The sequence below is a fragment of the Arthrobacter sp. Sr33 genome (genome assembly GCF_054511195.1).
Window position 1 is genome coordinate 44,223 of the sequence record NZ_JBTNDD010000007.1, and the last position, 18,388, is coordinate 62,610.

General features: G+C 63.9%; 14 protein-coding genes. 7 read left to right on the forward strand and 7 right to left on the reverse strand.

The genetic code is table 11. The features are described from left to right. Nucleotides 1–17: 17 nt before the first annotated feature. Nucleotides 18–1,664: an HNH endonuclease signature motif containing protein gene (locus ACX80T_RS10595; RefSeq protein WP_459304393.1), complete on the forward strand. Its 1,647-nt coding sequence runs from the start codon at nucleotides 18–20 to the stop codon at nucleotides 1,662–1,664. A 95-nt stretch (nucleotides 1,665–1,759) separates the two neighbouring features. Here the strand turns inward: ACX80T_RS10595 and ACX80T_RS10600 are convergent, their stop codons facing one another. The 3 genes from ACX80T_RS10600 to ACX80T_RS10610 form a co-directional block, all read right to left on the reverse strand. After that, nucleotides 1,760–3,028: an acyltransferase family protein gene (locus tag ACX80T_RS10600; RefSeq protein WP_083850944.1), complete on the reverse strand. Its 1,269-nt coding sequence runs from the start codon at nucleotides 3,026–3,028 to the stop codon at nucleotides 1,760–1,762. Nucleotides 3,029–3,287: 259 nt separating this feature from the next. Further along, a complete protein-coding gene (locus tag ACX80T_RS10605) occupies nucleotides 3,288–5,096 on the reverse strand; it encodes an ABC-F family ATP-binding cassette domain-containing protein (protein ID WP_459304394.1) in 1,809 nt (602 codons plus the stop codon). Nucleotides 5,097–5,161: 65 nt separating this feature from the next. Then, on the reverse strand, nucleotides 5,162–6,136 hold the full coding sequence (locus tag ACX80T_RS10610; RefSeq protein ID WP_459304395.1) for a 4-(cytidine 5'-diphospho)-2-C-methyl-D-erythritol kinase: 975 nt from the start codon (nucleotides 6,134–6,136) through the stop codon (nucleotides 5,162–5,164). A gap of 144 nt (nucleotides 6,137–6,280) precedes the next feature. On the opposite strand from ACX80T_RS10610, the gene ACX80T_RS10615 reads away from it, so the two are divergent. From ACX80T_RS10615 to ACX80T_RS10625, 3 genes are read left to right on the forward strand one after another with little or no spacing between them, the layout of a single operon-like run. After that, nucleotides 6,281–7,111, forward strand: a complete 831-nt coding sequence (locus ACX80T_RS10615) for a hypothetical protein (RefSeq protein ID WP_459304396.1) — start codon at nucleotides 6,281–6,283, stop codon at nucleotides 7,109–7,111. Further along, nucleotides 7,111–7,560: a phage holin family protein gene (locus tag ACX80T_RS10620; RefSeq protein ID WP_019483620.1), complete on the forward strand. Its 450-nt coding sequence runs from the start codon at nucleotides 7,111–7,113 to the stop codon at nucleotides 7,558–7,560. The genes ACX80T_RS10615 and ACX80T_RS10620 overlap by 1 nt, the downstream gene beginning before the upstream one ends. After that, on the forward strand, nucleotides 7,557–8,144 hold the full coding sequence (locus ACX80T_RS10625) for a DUF3618 domain-containing protein (RefSeq protein WP_459304397.1): 588 nt from the start codon (nucleotides 7,557–7,559) through the stop codon (nucleotides 8,142–8,144). The genes ACX80T_RS10620 and ACX80T_RS10625 overlap by 4 nt, the downstream gene beginning before the upstream one ends. A 145-nt stretch (nucleotides 8,145–8,289) precedes the next feature. On the opposite strand, the gene rsmA is transcribed toward ACX80T_RS10625, so the two are convergent. The 3 genes from rsmA to ACX80T_RS10640 all read right to left on the reverse strand — a co-directional run bounded on the left by rsmA (nucleotide 8,290) and on the right by ACX80T_RS10640 (nucleotide 11,647). Further along, nucleotides 8,290–9,174, reverse strand: a complete 885-nt coding sequence (gene rsmA / locus ACX80T_RS10630) for a 16S rRNA (adenine(1518)-N(6)/adenine(1519)-N(6))-dimethyltransferase RsmA (protein WP_026041189.1) — start codon at nucleotides 9,172–9,174, stop codon at nucleotides 8,290–8,292. A 94-nt stretch (nucleotides 9,175–9,268) separates the two neighbouring features. After that, nucleotides 9,269–10,465 carry a transglycosylase family protein gene (locus ACX80T_RS10635; protein ID WP_459304399.1) on the reverse strand — a complete coding sequence of 399 codons (1,197 nt, stop codon included), beginning with the start codon at nucleotides 10,463–10,465 and terminating at the stop codon, nucleotides 9,269–9,271. A 252-nt stretch (nucleotides 10,466–10,717) separates the two neighbouring features. Then, on the reverse strand, nucleotides 10,718–11,647 hold the full coding sequence (locus tag ACX80T_RS10640; RefSeq protein ID WP_024476886.1) for a TatD family hydrolase: 930 nt from the start codon (nucleotides 11,645–11,647) through the stop codon (nucleotides 10,718–10,720). 262 nt (nucleotides 11,648–11,909) lie between these two features. Here ACX80T_RS10640 and ACX80T_RS10645 point away from each other — a divergent pair, with 262 nt between their 5' ends. Genes ACX80T_RS10645 through ACX80T_RS10655 form a run of 3 tightly spaced genes read left to right on the forward strand, consistent with a single transcriptional unit; the run spans nucleotide 11,910 to nucleotide 16,749 of the window. Beyond that, nucleotides 11,910–12,878, forward strand: a complete 969-nt coding sequence (locus tag ACX80T_RS10645; protein WP_459304464.1) for an AAA family ATPase — start codon at nucleotides 11,910–11,912, stop codon at nucleotides 12,876–12,878. A gap of 8 nt (nucleotides 12,879–12,886) precedes the next feature. Further along, nucleotides 12,887–14,416 carry a DUF58 domain-containing protein gene (locus ACX80T_RS10650; RefSeq protein ID WP_459304401.1) on the forward strand — a complete coding sequence of 510 codons (1,530 nt, stop codon included), beginning with the start codon at nucleotides 12,887–12,889 and terminating at the stop codon, nucleotides 14,414–14,416. Further along, on the forward strand, nucleotides 14,413–16,749 hold the full coding sequence (locus tag ACX80T_RS10655) for a transglutaminase TgpA family protein (protein ID WP_459304402.1): 2,337 nt from the start codon (nucleotides 14,413–14,415) through the stop codon (nucleotides 16,747–16,749). Before ACX80T_RS10650 ends, ACX80T_RS10655 begins: the two co-directional genes overlap by 4 nt. Before the next feature lie 19 nt (nucleotides 16,750–16,768). Here ACX80T_RS10655 and ACX80T_RS10660 read toward each other — a convergent pair whose 3' ends face one another. Beyond that, complete coding sequence (locus ACX80T_RS10660) at nucleotides 16,769–18,250, reverse strand: NAD-dependent succinate-semialdehyde dehydrogenase (RefSeq protein WP_019483628.1); 1,482 nt, start codon at nucleotides 18,248–18,250, stop codon at nucleotides 16,769–16,771. Nucleotides 18,251–18,388: the final 138 nt, after the last annotated feature.

The window sequence follows — 18,388 nt, forward strand, 5'->3', positions numbered from 1 at the left end:
GATGATGGAATAAAGGTATGAAAGGCAGCGACGCTTCTGCTCCCGGATCGGGATTCTCCCCCGAATCTGGCCCCGGTTCTGGCCCCGGTTCCGTCTTCGAGAGCGGGTCCGCGAACACTGCTTCGGGGAGTGCGGGTGGGTATGGTCCGGGCGGTCCGCTGGGCGGGGAAGCGACCTGGACCGCTCCGACGGCTTCGACGGCTTCAACGAATCCCGCCGATCCCGCCGATCCTCTTGATCCTGCCGCGCCTGAGGCCGCTCCGGAGGCCGCCCCGGACGCCGCTTTGGAGGCCGCTTCGACCGGGCCGGGGGCTCCGGTGCCGTTGTCTGGCCAGGTATCGGTCGCGGCGATGGTGACGTTGAACGCGGGGCAGACCGTGAACCTGCTCAAGACGCTCTCAGCGTTGCGGTCCTGGGTCGACGCGCAGGAAGCCAAAGCGGCCACCCATCTTTATGACCTGATGGCCGAGGAACACCCCTGGGCCGAAGACCTGGACCGTGTTCATGCCCTGGCCGGATCGGAGATCAGCGCCGCGCTGCGCATCCCGGAACGGACCGCGGGGTTTCTCCTGGATACCAGTGAACTACTGACCCGTGAGTATCCGGCCACGCTGCGCGCGCTGGAGGACGGAAGGCTCTCCCAACGCCATGCCACGGCCGTCGTGCAGGAAGCGATCAGCATCCCCAATACCGTCCCGGCGGTTACCGCCGCGTTTGAAGCCCACCTCATCGGTCTGGCTTGCCAGACTACGGTGGCGAAGTTCACCCGCCAAGCCCAACGGTTACGCGAAGCCTTACACCCCGAGTCGACTACCTTGCGGCGCCGGAAAGCGCTTCAGGACCGTCGCGTGTATTTGGTGCCGGTCCAGGACGGGATGGCCTGGCTCCAAGCCTTCCTGCCCACCGAACAGGCCGCCGGGATCTTCCACCGCGTCGACACCGCAGCCCGTAACCTGCAGGGCCCCGACGAATCCAGGACCCTCACCCAGCTCAGGGCCGATGTCCTGGTGGATGTCCTCACCAGCGCCGGACCCACCGGACACATGAGTGACGCACCCGACCCCGCTGCTAACCCCGCTGCTGCCGCTGGTGCTGACCGGGGCGGGCCGGGAACAGCTAGTCGGCCGGGGGAGGCCAGTACGTTTTGGGGTGTGCAGGCGAAGGTGTTTGTGACCGTCCCGGTGATGACTCTCCTCGGCGGGGACACACCGGGTGAGTTGGAAGGCTATGGTCCGCTTGATCCCGAGACGGCCCGGAAGCTCGCCGGGCACGCACCATCGTTCACCAGGATCCTTACCCACCCCTTTACCGGGGCCAGGCTGGGCGCTGATGCGACCACGTATCGGGTCCCGCAGGACCTGAAGGATGCGGTCCGGGTTAGGGACGGGACCTGTCGGCATCCGGGATGTAACCGGTTGGCGGTGTTCTGCGAACTCGACCACACCACACCCTGGTCCCAAGGAGGAAAAACAAGCTACGGGAATCTGGCGGCCCTGTGTAAACGTCACCACATGTTCAAAACCGAAGGCTACTGGCACTACCAACAACCAGACCCCGGGACCATCATCGCGATCTCACCACTCGGCGAAACCTACCTCACCACCGCCGACCCACCACCAGCACCACCACACCCGGTCCCAGACCCGGACCCTGCACCCTTCTAGTTTTCAGCCGGGGTGTGTCACGGGGTCAGGACAGGGCCTTATCTGGGTGGGATACCGCTGAGACTCGAGTTGGTCGGCTATCCCAGCGGGTCCAATTATCCGAGGGAATGGACAGTCAAAGCAGCGGTGGACACAGCGACAGCTGAGATTGCCAACAGCGACACTGCCGCCAGCTTGTATCCGGGAGTAAGAACCCGCGGACCTCTCCGGCTACGCCCGTGCGGACCCCGGAGCCAGTTGGACCTGCGGATCGGATCCTCCACCAGATGGTAGGTGTAGATCGCCGCAAGGGTGATGGCTACTGCATAGGCTGCCCGTTCAACCGGACCGTCACCCAGCATTGTGGTCCCCAAAACGATGACTGGGACATGCCAGAGGTACAACGAGTAGGAGATGGTCCCGACATAGGTCGACACCGGATTCGTCAAGGGCCACAGTGGGGGTGCCTGGCCACTGGTCCCAGCAACGATCACGGCCGCCGTCGAAAGGACCGGCAGTACAGCCCACGGGCTGGACAGGCCCGAGCTCTCACTGAGCGTTGCCAGAGACACCACTATCCCCGCCAGACCTCCATAGCCGAGCATCATCCGGTTCCACCGGCCCAATCGGGTGAAGGCGCTGGCATAGACCGCGATCAATGCCCCCACACCCAGTTCCCACGCCCGTGCAAAGGAGGAAAAGTAGGAGACGGCGGGCGAATCGACGGCTATCCACAACGCCCAGCCAAAAGATAGGACGGTGAGAGTCACCAGAATCGTCCCTATCCCCAGGATCACATCGGGGGCACTCGATCCCGCGCTGCGGCGGCCCAAAAGAAAGAGACAGCCCAGCAAAAGCAGCGGCCACACCAGGTAGAACTGACCGACAACAGCCAGAGCCCAGTAATGCTCGAGCGGAGACCCCGCACCGACGGGTTGAAATGGGTCGGTTCCTGTGGCAATAGCATGCCAGTTTACTACCAGGAGGCTCGCCCATAAGCTGTCGATAGCCGTGGTAAGAAATCGTTCGGCACTAAAGATAATCCATGCCGCGCCCACGGTCACCACCAGTGTGAGGGCTGCCGCTGGCGCAGCACGCCGGATCCGATTCCGGTAGAAACTAATCAACGAGAAACGCCCTATGCTTTTGTATTCGCTGACCAGCAATCCGGTGATGAGGAAGCCAGAAATCACAAAAAACATGTCGATACCAACAAATCCACCCACCGGCCAGGCGGCAAGATTGCTGAGAATAATTGCGACGACGGCGATCATCTGTAGGCCCAGAATGTCACGTCGCAGGAAGGCGGGAGCTTTCCGTGGACGGGCGCGAAGGGCAAGGAACTGCGACCGTATCCCCCGCCGACGCCGCAATAACCCAGCCATCGCCTAGCTGCCTAGTCGACCGCTATAGAACCGCGAAAAGGGTCACCACTGCGGCTACCGCTGAGAGGACGAGAACCCCCATCAACGCCAGCTTGTCAGAGTGACGCATCCGGTACTTATCGCGACGCCTACCTCGAGGTAATCCAGCCATGTTTGTCATGCACTCAAAATAGGTGCCGCAACGCCCAGGCGAAATGCTGTCGCCTACTTCACTTTGTCCGAGTAGTACTTGAATGGAACATAATCGAAAACAGCCTCCCTACTTGCCGAGCACTTCGGCAGCGGTAAGCCACTGCAGCTCCAGGTCCTGCTGTTCGGCCTGAACTACCTGGAGTTTCTTATTGAGTGTTGCCATCTTGTCGAAGTCGACGTCTCCCGAAGCTCCATCATTCATTTGGTGCTGAATTTTCTCGACCTGCGCCGCCGCCTTGCCGAGCTGGCGTTCGATGCGGGTCAGGTCCTTCTTCGCCTGTCTTGTCTCCTCGGAGCTGTACCTGGGAGCGGACTCCGCGCCATTCTGTCCTTCATCGGAGTTCAGGGGCGAAGCGCCCGACCCGGCTTCAGCCGCGCGTCGCAGTTCCAGATACTGGTCGACACCGCGGGGCAGATCACGGAGCTTCCCATCACCCAGCAGCGCCATTTGGGAGTCAGTGACTCGTTCCAGCAGGTAGCGGTCGTGCGAGACGACCACGAGAGTACCCGGCCAGCCGTCCAGCACATCCTCGATCGCTGCCAGAGTGTCCGTGTCGAGGTCGTTGGTTGGTTCGTCAAGCATCAGCACGTTCGGCTCACCGACCAGTAGCCGAAGCAGCTGTAGCCGACGTCGTTCGCCACCCGAGAGGTCCTTCACCTTTGTCCACTGCTTCTCGTTGGTGAAGCCAAGCTGTTCCACCAGCTGACTGGCAGAAACCTCGCGACCGCCGACGCTGAACACTCGCTTTTCCTGCTCGATCACTTCAGTGACGCGCAGGTGCTCGAGTTCGTCGAGCTCCTTGACCTCCTGGGAGAGCACTGCCGTCTGAACCGTCTTGCCCTTCTTCAGCCGACCGGCGTCAGGAGTGACGTCACCGTTCAGCATCCGCAGGAGGGTGGTCTTGCCCGACCCGTTGACGCCCACCAGGCCCAGCCGCTGCCCGGGAGCCAACCGGAGAGTAATTCCGTCGAAGAGGGACTTCTCCCCCAACGCCAGCGAAACATTCTCCAAATCCAGTACATCTTTGCCCTGACGTGCCATCGCCATCTTGCTCAACGCGAGCGAATCCCGGGGCTCGGGCACGTCCGCGATCAGCGCGTTCGCCGCCTCAATGCGGAACTTCGGCTTGGCCGTCCGTGCGGGAGCGCCCCGGCGTAGCCAGGCCAGTTCCTTCTTGACCAGCTGCTGCCGTTTTCCTTCGACCACCGAGTCCATCCGGTCACGCTCTGCGCGGGCCAGGACATAGGCTGCGTAACCGCCGTCGAACCCGTCGACGACGCCGTCGTGCACCTCCCACGTGCGGGTACAGATTTCGTCCAGGAACCAGCGATCGTGGGTCACTACCAGCAGACCACCGTCGGTCGGACGCCAGCGCTCGGCAAGGTGGCGGGCAAGCCACGCCACGCCCTCCACATCAAGATGGTTGGTGGGCTCGTCGAGCATGATGACGTCGTCATCGCCGATCAGGAGCTTCGCCAACGCGACCCGACGTTTCTGCCCACCGGAAAGCGATGAGACCTTCGCATGCCAGTCAACCTCGGCGACGAGACCGCCCATTACGTCGCGGATCTTGGGGTTCGACGCCCACTCATGGTCTGCCTGGTCGCCCACGATGGCCTCACCAACGCTAAGTTCACCGTCCAGGACGTCCGTCTGGTCCAGATACCCGACGTGTACGTCGCGCCGTCGGGTGACACGTCCCTCATCGGGGGTGGCTCGCTGTGCAAGGAGTCGCATCAGGGTAGATTTGCCGTCGCCGTTGCGACCCACCATGCCGATGCGGTCGCCGTCCTCGATGCCGAGGGAAACGCCGTCAAGGACTGTGCGGGTGGCAAACGTGACGCTGACGCTTTCAGCGCCCAGAAGATGTGCCAAGGGAGTGCTGCTTCCTAATCGTGGAGTTAAAAGATGGCTTGAACTGGCCCAGCTTCGGTGGCAGGTCAGGCGATGTAGTCGGTAACAATTCTGGCACCGTAGACCGGCCCGTGCACGGCCGTGGCTTTCAGGCCGCTATCCGTAAGCTGTCCGGCCAATGCCGCCGCATGTTCTTCGCTCTCCGCAAGGAAGGCGACGGTAGGCCCCGAGCCGGAGACCAGGCCGGCGAGGGCTCCTGCGCCCGTCCCGGTTTTCAGGATGTCGACAAGCCCCGGGGCAAGCTCAAGCGCAGCGGCCTGCAGGTCGTTGTGCAGCAGATCCGCCAGTGCCCGGGCATCGCCGGACCGCATTGCCCCAAGAATCCGTGGGTCAATCTCGGGCGGCGCCCCCGGTTCGGTGCCTTCGCGCAGACGAATCTCATCGAGAGTCCGGTAGACCTCTGGCGTAGACAGTCCATAGCCAGAGGTCACGAGCACCCAGTAGAGGGGGGTTTTGGAAATCGCCGGGGTTAGCTGCTCGCCCACCCCAACGCCGACCGCTGTGCCGCCGACCAGTGCGAACGGAACATCGGCGCCGAGTTCCGCGGCCATGTTAGCCAGCTCGTCACGGGAAAAGCCACTCTTCCACAGTGCATCGCATGCGATCAGCGTAGCGGCCGCATCGGCAGATCCACCGCCCATCCCGCCTGCCACGGGTACCCGCTTCGTGATGTCCAACAATAACCCGGTTGAGTTCTCGCTGAGATCGGCGAGCAGCGCGGCCGCGCGGGCGGCCAGATTGGTGGCATCCAGCGGAATGCTCTCAACCGGCAGGTTGAGTGACCCCTGCCCGTTGACTGTCACAATTGTGCCCGGTTCTTCACCGACGGTTGCGGTGACCTCTTCGTACAGGGAAACGGCTAGATAGACGCTGGCGACACTGTGGTAGCCATCTTCCCGTAGCGGGCCAACCCGAAACGAGACGTTAATCTTTCCGGGCGCGCGGACTCGGACGCTGGCTGGTACGCCACCAAATAGTCCTGCCGTTTTACCTGCCTCCATAGTCTCCAACCTAGGCTACCGGGCACTGAACCGGGAAACCTGCGGCCGTCGAGGCCGCAAAAACGAAAGTAAAAGCATTGCGGAAAACTAGTAAGCGTGCTTACATTGCGAAGGTAAGCAGGATTACTATCCGGAGGAAATACTATGACTACCCAGAATTGGTCAGAGGACCCATTGACGGCAGCGCCGTCAGGAGAGCGTGTTCAGTCCGCCTCGGTGACCTCGTCCGTAACCACCGAAGAACGCAACGGCTCCACCGGGGTAAAAGACCAGGCGACAGGCCAGGCGAAAGAGGTGGGCCGCGAAGGTTTGGATGCAGCACAGAATGTCGCCCAGACCGCGGGCACCGAAGCGAAGAATGTTGCGGACGAAGCCAGCACACAGGCGAAGAACCTGCTCGGCGAGCTGGGGTCTGATCTCAAGGAACAGGCCGGTGCCAGCCAGCAGAAGGCCGCCGAGGGCTTACGCTCCATCAGTGATGAGCTCGGTTCGATGGCCGACAATGGCGACCAGAGTGGACCCGCCAACAGCCTCGTTCGCCAGGCTGCCCAGCGCTCGGGCGACGTCGCAGGTTGGCTTGAAGGCCGGGACCCAGGCTCCCTCCTGGAGGAAGTGAAGGGATTCGCCAGCCGTCGGCCAGGGACGTTCCTGATGATGGCCGCCGGAGCAGGTCTGCTCGCTGGTCGCCTCACCCGAGGCCTGGCTGGGGCGGGATCCGACGATCAGAACGCCACGCCAGCCAACCCGGCGCCCGAGTACCCGCCGACGGTTCCAGCACAGCGTGATACTTCCAATAAATTCAGCTCGCCCACCGCCGCCACCCCGGTTACTAGTGCTACGGGAGTAGCTGCTAGCGGAACTGGCGCTTCGGGACATGACCTCAGCGATCCCCTGAGCGACCCGTTGGCCGCAGAACCGGTCATTGAGCCCGGTCGGCGCACCCAGGACGGGCCACTGGACAGGGACTTGCGCTGATGAGCGGAACACACACCGGAGGGCCCCCATCATACGAGCCGCCGCGCACCGAGGCCGAGGACCGGGCCGCCAACGAATCCCTGGGGTCTCTACTCAGTGATGTCAGCCGCGACCTCTCCACGCTGATGCGCCAGGAACTCGAGTTGGCGAAAGCCGAACTCCGTGAAAGCGGAACCAAGGCCGGCAAAGGTGCAGGGATGTTCGGTGGCGCAGCTATCGCCGGACACTTTGTACTGCTGTTCCTGTCGCTCGCGCTGATGTGGGCGCTGGACGGCCTCGTTGGCCTTGGCTGGTCTGCAGTGATCGTCGCAGTCATCTGGGGCATCATTGCCGCCGTGCTTGCGTTGACCGGCAAAAAAGAACTGAAAAGCGTGCGCGGCATGCCCGCGACAGCCGAAACCGTCAAAGACATTCCCCCCACTCTGAAACCAGGTGAACCTACCCCATGAGCCAGACACCAGAACAGATTCGTGAAGATATTGAACGCACCCGTCGCGACCTTGGCACCGACGTCGACGCCGTCGCCGACAAGGTAAGCCCGTCCAGCATCGCTCAACGCCAGGGCGACAAAGTGCGGAGCGCTGTTGGAGGAATCAAGACCTCCGTAATGGGCTCGGCCGACCAGGCCTCCAGCGGAACGAAGTCGGCAGTCCACAACGCCGGCGATGCCGTCCAGGATGCACCACATCAGCTGGGCAACAAGACCAGGGGTAACCCCTTGGCCGCGGGCTTGATCGCGTTCGGCGCTGGAATGCTCATTTCATCGCTGATCCCGGCGAGCGAGAAGGAGAAGGAAGCTGCAACGGCGCTGAAGGAGAAGGCTGAGCCTCTCACCAGCAGCGTCACCGACGCGGCGAAGACAGTTGTCGAGGATCTGAAGGAGCCAGCGCAGGAGGCGATGGATTCGGTCAAGGAGACAGCCGCCAGTTCAGTGAACACTGTCAAGGAAGAAGGCACGTCGGCAGCCGCCGACGTCAAAGGCTCGGCCCAGGACGCGAAAGACAACGTTCAAAACGAAGCCGGCCGCTCCTAGCGGGCGCTAGTCGTCCCAAACCCCGGGATCGAGTCAACACAAATAGCCGAAATCCGTTGGAAAACCGGTCATATCTGTTGACTCGACCCCGGGGTAGCACCACGTACGAGCACGATCCCCGGGGTAGCACCACGTTCGGACTCGATTACGGAGCGGTCGACTGCACGGGTTTCGCCTCGGCGATACGGGCAAACGCGGCGATGTCGAGCATTTCACCCCGAAGACTTGGGTCTACGCCGGCAGCGGCAAGGGCCTCTCCAGCGAGGACCGGGCTGCCCGCCCACCCGGCGAGGGCGGCGCGCAATGTTTTGCGCCGCTGGGCAAACGCCGCGTCGATGACGGCGAAAACCTCACGGCGGCTGGCCGACGTCGCCGGCGGCTCGTGTCTGACAAACCCGACGAGCCCGGAGGCGATCTTCGGCGCCGGCCAAAACACATTCATCCCGATGACGCCCGACTTGCGCATGGTCGCGTACCAGGCAGCCTTGACCGAGGGTACCCCGTAGGTTTTTGAACCGGGGCCCGCTGCCATCCGATCGGCTACCTCGTCCTGCACCATGACCAGTCCGTGGCGCAGCGACGGGAAGTTCTCCAAAAGGTTCAGGACCACCGGCACTGCGACGTTATATGGCAGATTCGCCACCAGCGCGGTGGGCGGGTGTGGCAGTTCGGTAACCCGCATCGCGTCAGCGAGCACCACGTCCAGGTTGGCTGCAGTCTCCGGCCGCCACCTGGCGACCGTGTCCGGTAGGCGCCCGGCCAGCACCGGGTCGATTTCCACCGCCACCACCCGGGCCGCAGCGTCGAGAAGGCCCAGCGTCAGAGATCCGAGGCCAGGACCCACCTCGAGGACCGTCTCTCCCGGGTCAATATGAGCTGCCGCGACGATCCGCCGAATAGTGTTGCCGTCGATGACGAAATTCTGGCCGAGGGTCTTGGTGGGCCGCAAATCCAGGTCGGCGGCCAACCGGCGGACATCACCGGCGCCGAATAGGGGTTGGACCGGCTGGGGGTTAGGGGGCTGAGTCACCTAAGCCATGGTAGTCGGGCGCCACGCAAAAGCGGGCCCCGCCTGGGGAACCCGATTTTGGTGTTTGGTTGCCCGTAGGCCGCTACCCGAGGTGCTATCCGAGCCCGAGCTTCGCCGAACAGGAAGGCCAGTGGCCCCAACCGCCGTTTTGCTTGAGCACTTCAGCAGTGGCAATCTGCTCCGCTGGCGACGCGAGATGCGGCAGCGGGGCATACTTGCCACCACCGGCACCCAGCCAGCTCGGGGCACTGAACTGCAGTCCACCGTAGTAGCCGTTTCCGGTATTGATGGACCAGTTCCCCCCGGACTCACACTGGGCCAGCGCCTGCCAGGCCCCGCCGGCTGGGGCGGGGCCGCTTGATCCGGCGGGCTCAGGCTCATCCGCAGGTGCCGACACCTCCACGCGCTCCGGCTCCGGATCCGGTTTGGTCTCGGGCTCTGGTTCTGGCTTCGGCTCCCGCGTGCCGATGGCAAGTAGTTCAGTCACGGGTTCGAGGGTGACTTTATCGCTGAGGAGTTCGCGATTCTCCTCCCGACCGTCGATCACCACGGCAGTGAAGATTTTGGTCCGCTCGCCGTCGACACCGGCCCTGGTAACGCGCTGCTCGCCCACATCGAGCGTGTCGTCGTGGACCTCGTCGGTGGTGAAACTGATGCTTTCGGTGACGGTCTCGCGGTGGTCGCTGTCGACTCGGGTGATTTTCAGCCCAAGGCCGTCGACGAGGGAGGAGGTGACCGGAACGCTGACCCGATCCTCGTCACCGAGAACAATTTCCGCTTCGTCGAACAGGTCCTGAACCGATTTTACGGTGGATGTATGGGTTGCCGTCGAACCATCGACGGTCACGGTCACGCTTTTGGGGGTCGAGATTTCCAGTTCGGAGCTGAGCGTAGTCAGGCGGGTTTCGAGGTCAGCTGAAATTGCTGAGGAATCGGCGACCCCCAGCTCGTTGACTACGTCCCCTACCGTCGATCCGGTGGTGTGAACAACGGTGTCCGCTCCGTTGAGTACGACGTCGATCGCCGTGGCCCTGGTGATCTGGATGGCCGAACCATCCTCGACGGCTGCCGCCAGCGAAGGGGTGACCTGGTCGTTCTCGGTAACGACGACGTTGGAGTTGGCTAGCACTTCGCCGACGGTTCCGCCAAAGGTCTGAACGGTACTTGCCTGGCCGTCGATGTTGAGGACTATCGACTTGTTGTTGCCAACAAAGGCGACGAGTCCAAGCACCAGACACATCATGACTATCCCCTGGCCGGCCGTCTTGATCCAACGATTTCTGCTCGCCACAAAGTCCCTTACGGTCGACTTTATCCGGGCACGGGGGAAACACGGCAGTAAATTGGCACACCGGTGGCCCGGGTACGTCACTGCCGTGAAGGCATGCACTAGTGGCGGGAGATCTGGTCGCCCGAACGGCAGCGACCAGCCAATCCCGCAAAAGAACTGTATTAGACGGAAAGCCTTCCCCGACCCCGGCTAATAAATGCTCACCGTAACCGAAATGAGATAAACGGGCAAGTCGGGCCAGTCCCACACTGGTTAGCCGAGCTCCCACTCTCCATACACCCGCCGGGTGTTATCTGCGATCGACTGGCACAGTGTCGCCAGGTCGGCGTCAAGCACATCCGCCATCCCTCTGACCGTGTAGGGCACCAGATACGGTGCGTTTGGCCGGCCGCGGAACGGGTGCGGCGTCAGGAACGGAGCGTCAGTTTCGGTCAGCACCAGCGCCGGATCGGCAATACGCAGCGCTTCCCTGAGATTGTCTGCATTTTTGAAGGTCACCGTCCCGGCGAAGGACATGTACCACCCGGCGTCGTTGCAGATTCTGGCGAGATCGGCGCCACCGGAGAAGCAATGGAAGACCACCCGGTCCGGCGCACCCTCGCTGCGAAGGGTGGAAACGACGTCGTCGTGTGCGTCCCGGTCATGGATCTGGAGCGTGAGATCCAGCCGTTTGGCGATATCGAGGTGCCGTCGAAAAGAATATTGCTGGCTGTCGATCCCCGCAGCTGGAGTCCGGTAGTAGTCCAGGCCGGTCTCCCCAATGGCCCGCACCCGGGGATGAGTAGCCAATTCTTCGATTTCCGCTAGCGCGGCGTCGAGGCCTCCGCGCTCCGCGAGCAGCGGGGCATCGTTGGGGTGAATCGCTACCGCCCCCAGCAGGCGGGGTTCCTGATCGATGGCCTGAACAGTGAATCGTGATGACTCGAGATCGCACCCCACCTGCACTGCGCCGCACACGCCCACAGCGGCAGCAGCATCAAGAGCTGCTGCGACGCTGACCAACGGGAGACCGCTGCGGAAGTCCAGATGGGTGTGATTGTCCATCACCGGCACCGGCAAGGGTTCGGGCGCTGGCGGGTAGCTCCGCTTGTCTTCGCGACCGGCACCAACCGGAGCGTCGCCGTCGGCGGTTGGACTGGGTGAGACGGGGCGGTAGGCCGGAGGAATAGCTGTAGAAGGCATAGTCCAACCCTAGCCACCGGCACATTGGCTGAGGAACTTATCTCCACGACACCAAGTTGTCCTAGTAATCTGTAACAAAGCAGTTGCTGCGTACTCCACGGACCGAACAACCGCCGGGGTGACTGACCAGGGCTGGCCGACTCAACTGCACATTGGCGTGCAGTGTACGCGGAAGGTTCGCATGGACGCCCACAACCAGTACGTCTCACCCAATGGCAGGACCGGGCGGGAGGACTCCCCCACCTTGGGTGACGCTCCAGCGATGACCGCGCAGCGTTTCGACGAAACCGCTGGCCAGATCCTGGGATCGATCAACACGGTTATTGACGGCAAGCCCGCCGCGGCGCGGCTGGCGCTGACCGTGTTGCTGGCCCAGGGTCATCTGTTGCTGGAGGACGTGCCCGGAGTGGGTAAAACCATGTTGGCGAAAACACTGGCCCGCACCATCGATTGCTCAGTCAACCGGATCCAGTTCACGCCGGACCTGCTGCCGTCCGATGTCTCTGGGGTGTCGATCTATAACCAGGACACCCACCGGTTCGAGTTCCGGCGGGGTCCCGTTTTCGCCAACATCGTGATCGGTGACGAGATCAACCGCGCCTCAGCGAAGACACAGTCAGCCCTCCTCGAATGTATGGAAGAGCACCAGGTCACTGTTGATGGTGGGACTTACCGGCTGGGTGAACCCTTCATGGTGGTGGCAACCCAGAATCCGATCGAGATGGAGGGGACCTACCCGTTGCCCGAGGCGCAACGGGACCGGTTTATGGCCCGTATCTCAATGGGCTACCCGGACCGCAGCGCCGAATTGCAGATGCTTCAGAACCACCAGTCCGTCTCTCCGCTGGAAGCGGTCCGTCCCGTGGCGAATGTGGCGGACGTTGCCGCGATGATGGAACAGGTGCGCCGGGTCTATGTCTCTCCCACGGTGCGCGATTACACGGTGGCGATCGGTCAGGCGACCCGGGACCATCACTTGCTGCGGCTTGGCGCCAGCCCGCGCGCACTCCTGCAGTTGCTCCGTGCTGCCAAGGCCGGCGCTGCACTGGAGAGCAGGGATTTTGTGCTGCCCGATGACATTGCTGCCGTCGCTGAACCAGTGTTATCCCACCGGTTGATCCTGGACCGCAAGGCACTGAGCGCGGGAGAAACCCCCCAGAGCGTGGTGGCGGGCATCCTGTCGAAGGTTCCAGTGGAACGCACGACGGCGAACTCCTACCTTCGCGCATAGGCGGCGGGATGCAACTGCTCGCCAGACTGCCGTCCCGGGTCCTTACGCCGCGTGGTTGGGGACTGGTGATCGCGGGGGTGACTGCACTCCTGTTCGCACAGTTCCTCGGCCGCCGGGACCTGCTGTACCTCGGCGTGCTGCTGATCTGCCTCCCGCTCCTGTCGGTCCTGATGCTGCGCCTGATCAAACCCCGCTTCACGGTCGAGCGGAAGTTCGCCCCGCAGACCATGGAGACGGGCTTCACCTCGACCGTCACCCTGTCGGTCGCAGCCAGCGGCCCGGTCAGCGGGAGCATGGTGATGCAGGAAATGTTGCCCGCCCGGTTCGGTGAGTCCCCCGAGTTCCACTACCCGTCCCGTCATCCAACCCGGGGCGCCAGCGTGTACGAGTATCGTCTGCGCTCCTCCGGCCGGGGCGTGTTCGACGTCGGACCGGTCACCGCCGCCTTCACCGATCCCTTTGGGCTCGGCACCTCACTCCACACCCTGGGCGGCACCGACCGGCTGGTGGTCACCCCCGCCCCGGTGGAGCTGCCCCATTCGCCGTTGACCGGCGCCCGGGGCGCCGATGGTTTCGCTGCAACCCGACGCAATGCCAACCCCAGCGACGACGACATCATGACCCGCGAGTACCGGCCCGGCGATCCGATGCGCCGGGTCCACTGGGCAGCGACCGCACGACACAATGAGTTGATGGTGCGCCAGGAAGAGTCGGTCACCACGCCCGAGGCAACCCTCATCCTCGAACAACGCCAGATCAGGTACAGCTCAGGGGTGATCGGCGCATTCGGTGCCGACCGGGAGGATGATGGCACGCCGCTGCGATCTGCTCCGGGCTTCGAATGGGCGGTCATCGCTGCGATGTCCATCACCGCGCACCTGCTCGAACGCAACTATGCCCTGCGGTTTGTGGATGAGACCGGCGCCCCAGCCCTGCAATCGTCGGTGTCCGCTCCATGGCCGGAGGACGAGGAACACGCAGGACAGACGGGGATCCATAACGTTGCGGAGGGGCTGGCCGCTCTGGAGCTCTTCCCCGATCTGTCCAAACGGACTACCAACCGGCGGCACTCGCGGCGCAGCCCATCGCCCGTCAACACCGGCACAGCACCGTCTGCACGACGTCAGCCGTTTGGTGACCCAATGATGGACAAGCTCGCCTCCTACCGGAACCGCGGCCCCCTGATCGCTATCCTTGGTACCATCACCGTCGCCGAGGCACGGGACCTGGCCGCTGCCGCCGAGTACGGGTCCACCTCGTTTGCAATTCTGGTCGCTGACCGGCCCCAGGACCTGCATCCGGTAATGGAAATCCTGCGTGCTGCCGGCTGGCACGCGGTGGCGGTGTCGCCCTCCGCCGATCTGGCAGCTGCCTGGACCTACTTTGACTCCCCTGTCGGGGCCAGCGCATCAACAGCAAAGACCACTGTCGGGGCTGGCGCTGTCGGGGCTAACACCGTCGGGGCTGGCACTATTAAAGCTGACACGGTGCGGGGCGCGGTCCGCTCCACGACCACATCGCCTGGCGGCCAACCGTGACCTCTACCTTGCCCCGCCCCGCGCTTTCGCCGCAGCGGTTGGCGCCGCAAACCGGTCGACGGTTTCGGACCGACCAGCGGCATTGGGTCTCGACGGCAGCAGTATTTGTCGCCGTCATGCTGACCTCCCTGAACCTGAATTCGGTGGTGCTGGGTTGGACCTGGCTTAACCCGGTGGCATTCACCGTTGGCGGTGTGCTGCTGGTCATGGGTGTTGCCAGAAGCATCCGTCTACCGGGTGCGCTGGTCCCGGTCGCTGGAATCCTGGCCCTCGTGGGATCGCTGGTCTGGCAGTTCTTCCCCACCCAGAACGTCTTCGGGGTCTTCCCCGGCGAAGGCTCGGCCGGGCGGCTGGCGGTCCTGTTGAATCATGCCGAGAACACGGTGGTGTCACAGGTGGCGCCGGTACTGCCCGGGACCGGCATTTTCATGGTCATCTGCGCGGGGCTGGGTCTGATCGCGATTCTCACCGACACGCTGGCCACCACCCTCAGAATGCCCGCCATCAGCGGTCTGGCGTTGCTCGCCGTCCTGGTGATTCCCGCCGTCGTGCGGCAACAAAGTGTTGGAATTCCCGGGTTCGTGGCGGCGGTGGTGGGTTTCCTTCTGATCCTCGGCTGCGCGCAATGGCGGGACAGCCAGCAGGCAGCCGGTCCGTCCCACGATGCCTCGGGCGGCCGGCTGGCCCGCGGGTTGTCGATCGGCGCCGCGGCCCTGGCGGTCACGGTGCTGGTCCCCTTGGCCATTCCGGGATTCAATGTGGGGGCGTTCCCCCAGGGTGCCAAGGTCAATTTGTGGGGTACCGCCACCGGGCTAAATCCGGTCGTGACCCTGGGAAATGATCTACGGAATCCCACTGGCTACGGCCAGATTACCTATGCCACCGACTCCCCGGATGCGCTCTACCTCCGGGCTGTCACCCTCGAGGACTTCGACGGGCAGCGGTGGGAACCGGACCAGCGGTACGGCCTCAGGGAACCCGGGGTGGAGAACATGGGAACCGACGAGGTGAGAGCTTCCATCGACACCGGAGTAGTCACCACCACCCGGATCACCACTAATTCGTTCACCAGCCCCTGGCTCCTCGCCCCCTATGCTCCGGTGGGTTTCTCCAACCTTTCGGGCCGCTGGTCCTGGGATCCGCTGAACCTCAGCGTGATTGCCACCGATAACGGGTCCACCGCCCAGCAACAGTACGACGTCCGCAGCGCTGAGCCGGAACTTTCCCGCGAGGTGCTGGAGGATATTGGCCCGGTCCCCGAGGGGGCTGTCGACGCCCAGTTCCTGGCCCTGCCGGACACCACTCCCGGGATCATCAGGGACACGGCCGCGGAGCTGACCGACGACATCGCCAACCCCTATCAACAGGCTCTGGCCATCCAGAACTATCTGCGGGGACCAGCCTTCACCTATTCGGTCGACGCCCCGGTCGACGGCGGGTATGACGGGAACAGCCTCGACGTCGTTGCCCGTTTCCTCGAATCCCGGTCCGGGTACTGCGTCCACTATGCCGGTGCAATGGCGGTGATGGCCCGTCTGGCGGGCATTCCCAGCAGAGTGGCTGTCGGCTATGCGCCCGGCGATGCGACCGGAGGATCTGTGCAGGGCCCCGACGGGCTTGAGCTGACCGAGTTTACGGTGACCTCCCAGGACGCCCATGCGTGGCCTGAGCTCTATTTCGACGGCGTCGGCTGGGTGAAATTCGAGCCCACACCCTCCCGCGGCGTGGTTCCCGACTACGCGCAGACGGCCTTTGCCCCCGGATCGCCGGTGCCGAATACCGACGACCTGACACCGGGGGGCAATCCGCCGCTCGAACCGGGCACGCCAGTGGATCCCCCGATGGGCGCCGACGGCCAGCCTGCCGGAGAAGCCGATCCTGACCGGGCGAGGGAGACCTCGGCTCTGATCACAGCGGCACTGGTGGTCGCTGCACTCCTGCTCATCGTGCCGTTCCTGTTGCGCACCCTGCGCAGCCGGAATCGCCGTCGCAAGTTCAACGCGGCCGTTGGATCCCGGGGGGCAGCAACACTGGCCTGGGCCGAAGCCACCGACCTTGCGGCCGACTATGGCCACCCTGCGCTGCCCACCGACACCCCCCGAACCTTCGCTACCCGGCTAACGGCCAGCACCAGGATTGATGATGCGGCGGCGACCGCCCTGGCTCGGCTCAGCCGCGCCTACGAGACTGAGGAGTACGCCCACCCGGACCACCTCGTGCACGCCGGGTGGGAGGACATCGAGTCCGTCGTCCGGTCGCTCCGGGAACGCAGCAGCCGCACCGTGCGGTTCAGGGCTCGGTGGCTGCCCAGGTCCCTCTCCAACGACTCCTGACCATGACCTCAGCGAGTCGTCAGGAAGCGGTGGGGTCAGCGATGCCGACGTACTGGGTGTAGAGGTACTCCTCGATCCCCTCGGAACCACCCTCACGGCCCAGCCCGGACTGCTTCACTCCCCCAAACGGCGCCGCGGCGTTGGACACCACGCCAGCGTTCAGGCCGAGCATCCCGACGTCGAGCCGCTCACCGATGCGCAAGCTGCGGTTCAGATCGCGGGTGAACACATAGGCAACCAGTCCGTACTCGGTGTCATTGGCTAGCCGGACTGCCTCGTCCTCCGAGGCGAAGGTGATGATTGGCGCGACGGGACCGAAGATCTCTTCCTGCAGGATCCGCGATCCCGGTGCCACATCGGTCAGGACGGTCGCCTGGTAGAAGTACCCTGGGCCGTCCACCGGCGCGCCACCGACGAGGCAGGTGGCTCCGTCGTCGAGTGCTGAAGTGACCAGTTCGTGCACCTTGGTGCGGCTCTTCTCATCGATGAGCGGGCCGAGCGTCGAGGTTTCCTCGGTGCCGCGGGACGTTTCGAGCGTCTTCATCTTCGCAGCGAACTTCTCGGCGAACTCAGCCGCCACCGATTCGTGGACGATGAACCGGTTGGCTGCGGTGCAGGCTTCTCCCATGTTGCGAAGCTTCGCGAGCATCGCGCCCGCCACTGCGGCGTCGACGTCAGCGTCTTCGAAGACCACGAATGGGGCGTTGCCGCCGAGCTCCATCGACGTGCGCAGCACGTTCTTCGCCGCTGCGGCCAGCAGGTTGCGGCCCACCGGGGTCGACCCGGTGAAGGACAGCTTGCGGAGGCGGCTGTCGTCGATCAGCGGCCCGGTGACGCCCTGGGCGTCGGAGGTGTGGACAACGTTGAGCACGCCCTTGGGCAGGCCAGCCTCTTCGAGAACTGCGGCGAACAACGACGACGTGAGCGGTGTCAGGTTGGCGGGCTTGAGCACCATGGTGCAGCCGGCGGCGATGGCCGGCGCGATTTTGCGGGTAGCCATTGCCAGGGGGAAGTTCCACGGCGTAATCAACAGGCACGGACCGACGGGCTTCTTGTTCACCAGGATCCGGGTCTTGCCGTCGGGTGAGGTGGAGTACCGGCCCGTCGCGCGCACCGCTTCCTCAGAGAACCAGCGCAGGAATTCCGCGCCGTAGGTCACTTCGCCGCGTGCCTCTGCGAGGGGCTTCCCCATTTCCATGGTCATCAAGAGCGCGAAGTCATCCGCGCGGGCGGTAACCAGCTCAAAGGCACGCCGCAGGATTTCACCCCGTTCACGGGGGGCGGTACGAGCCCAGCTCTCCTGCGCGGCGGCGGCCGCGTCCAGGGCCGCCATGCCATCGGCGGGGCTGGCGTCAGCGATGGTTTTGAGGATCTTCCCGGTGGCCGGATCCTCGATGTCGAAGGTCTTCCCGGTCGAGGCGTCCCGCCAGCTACCGCCAATCAGCAGGCCGGTGGGAACCTGGGCCAAAAGTTCCTGCTCACGCTGGGTGGTAACTGCCATAGTCGGTGCCTCCAAGAGGGTTTGCGGGGTGGGAATCGCGAGAAATCGGCGCGTTGGCCGACCAGCACCACGCTAGACCCGGGATTGGAGGCCTGTCCATGCCAGCCTGCACGGCGTCACCTGTCCTGCGCTGTCCAG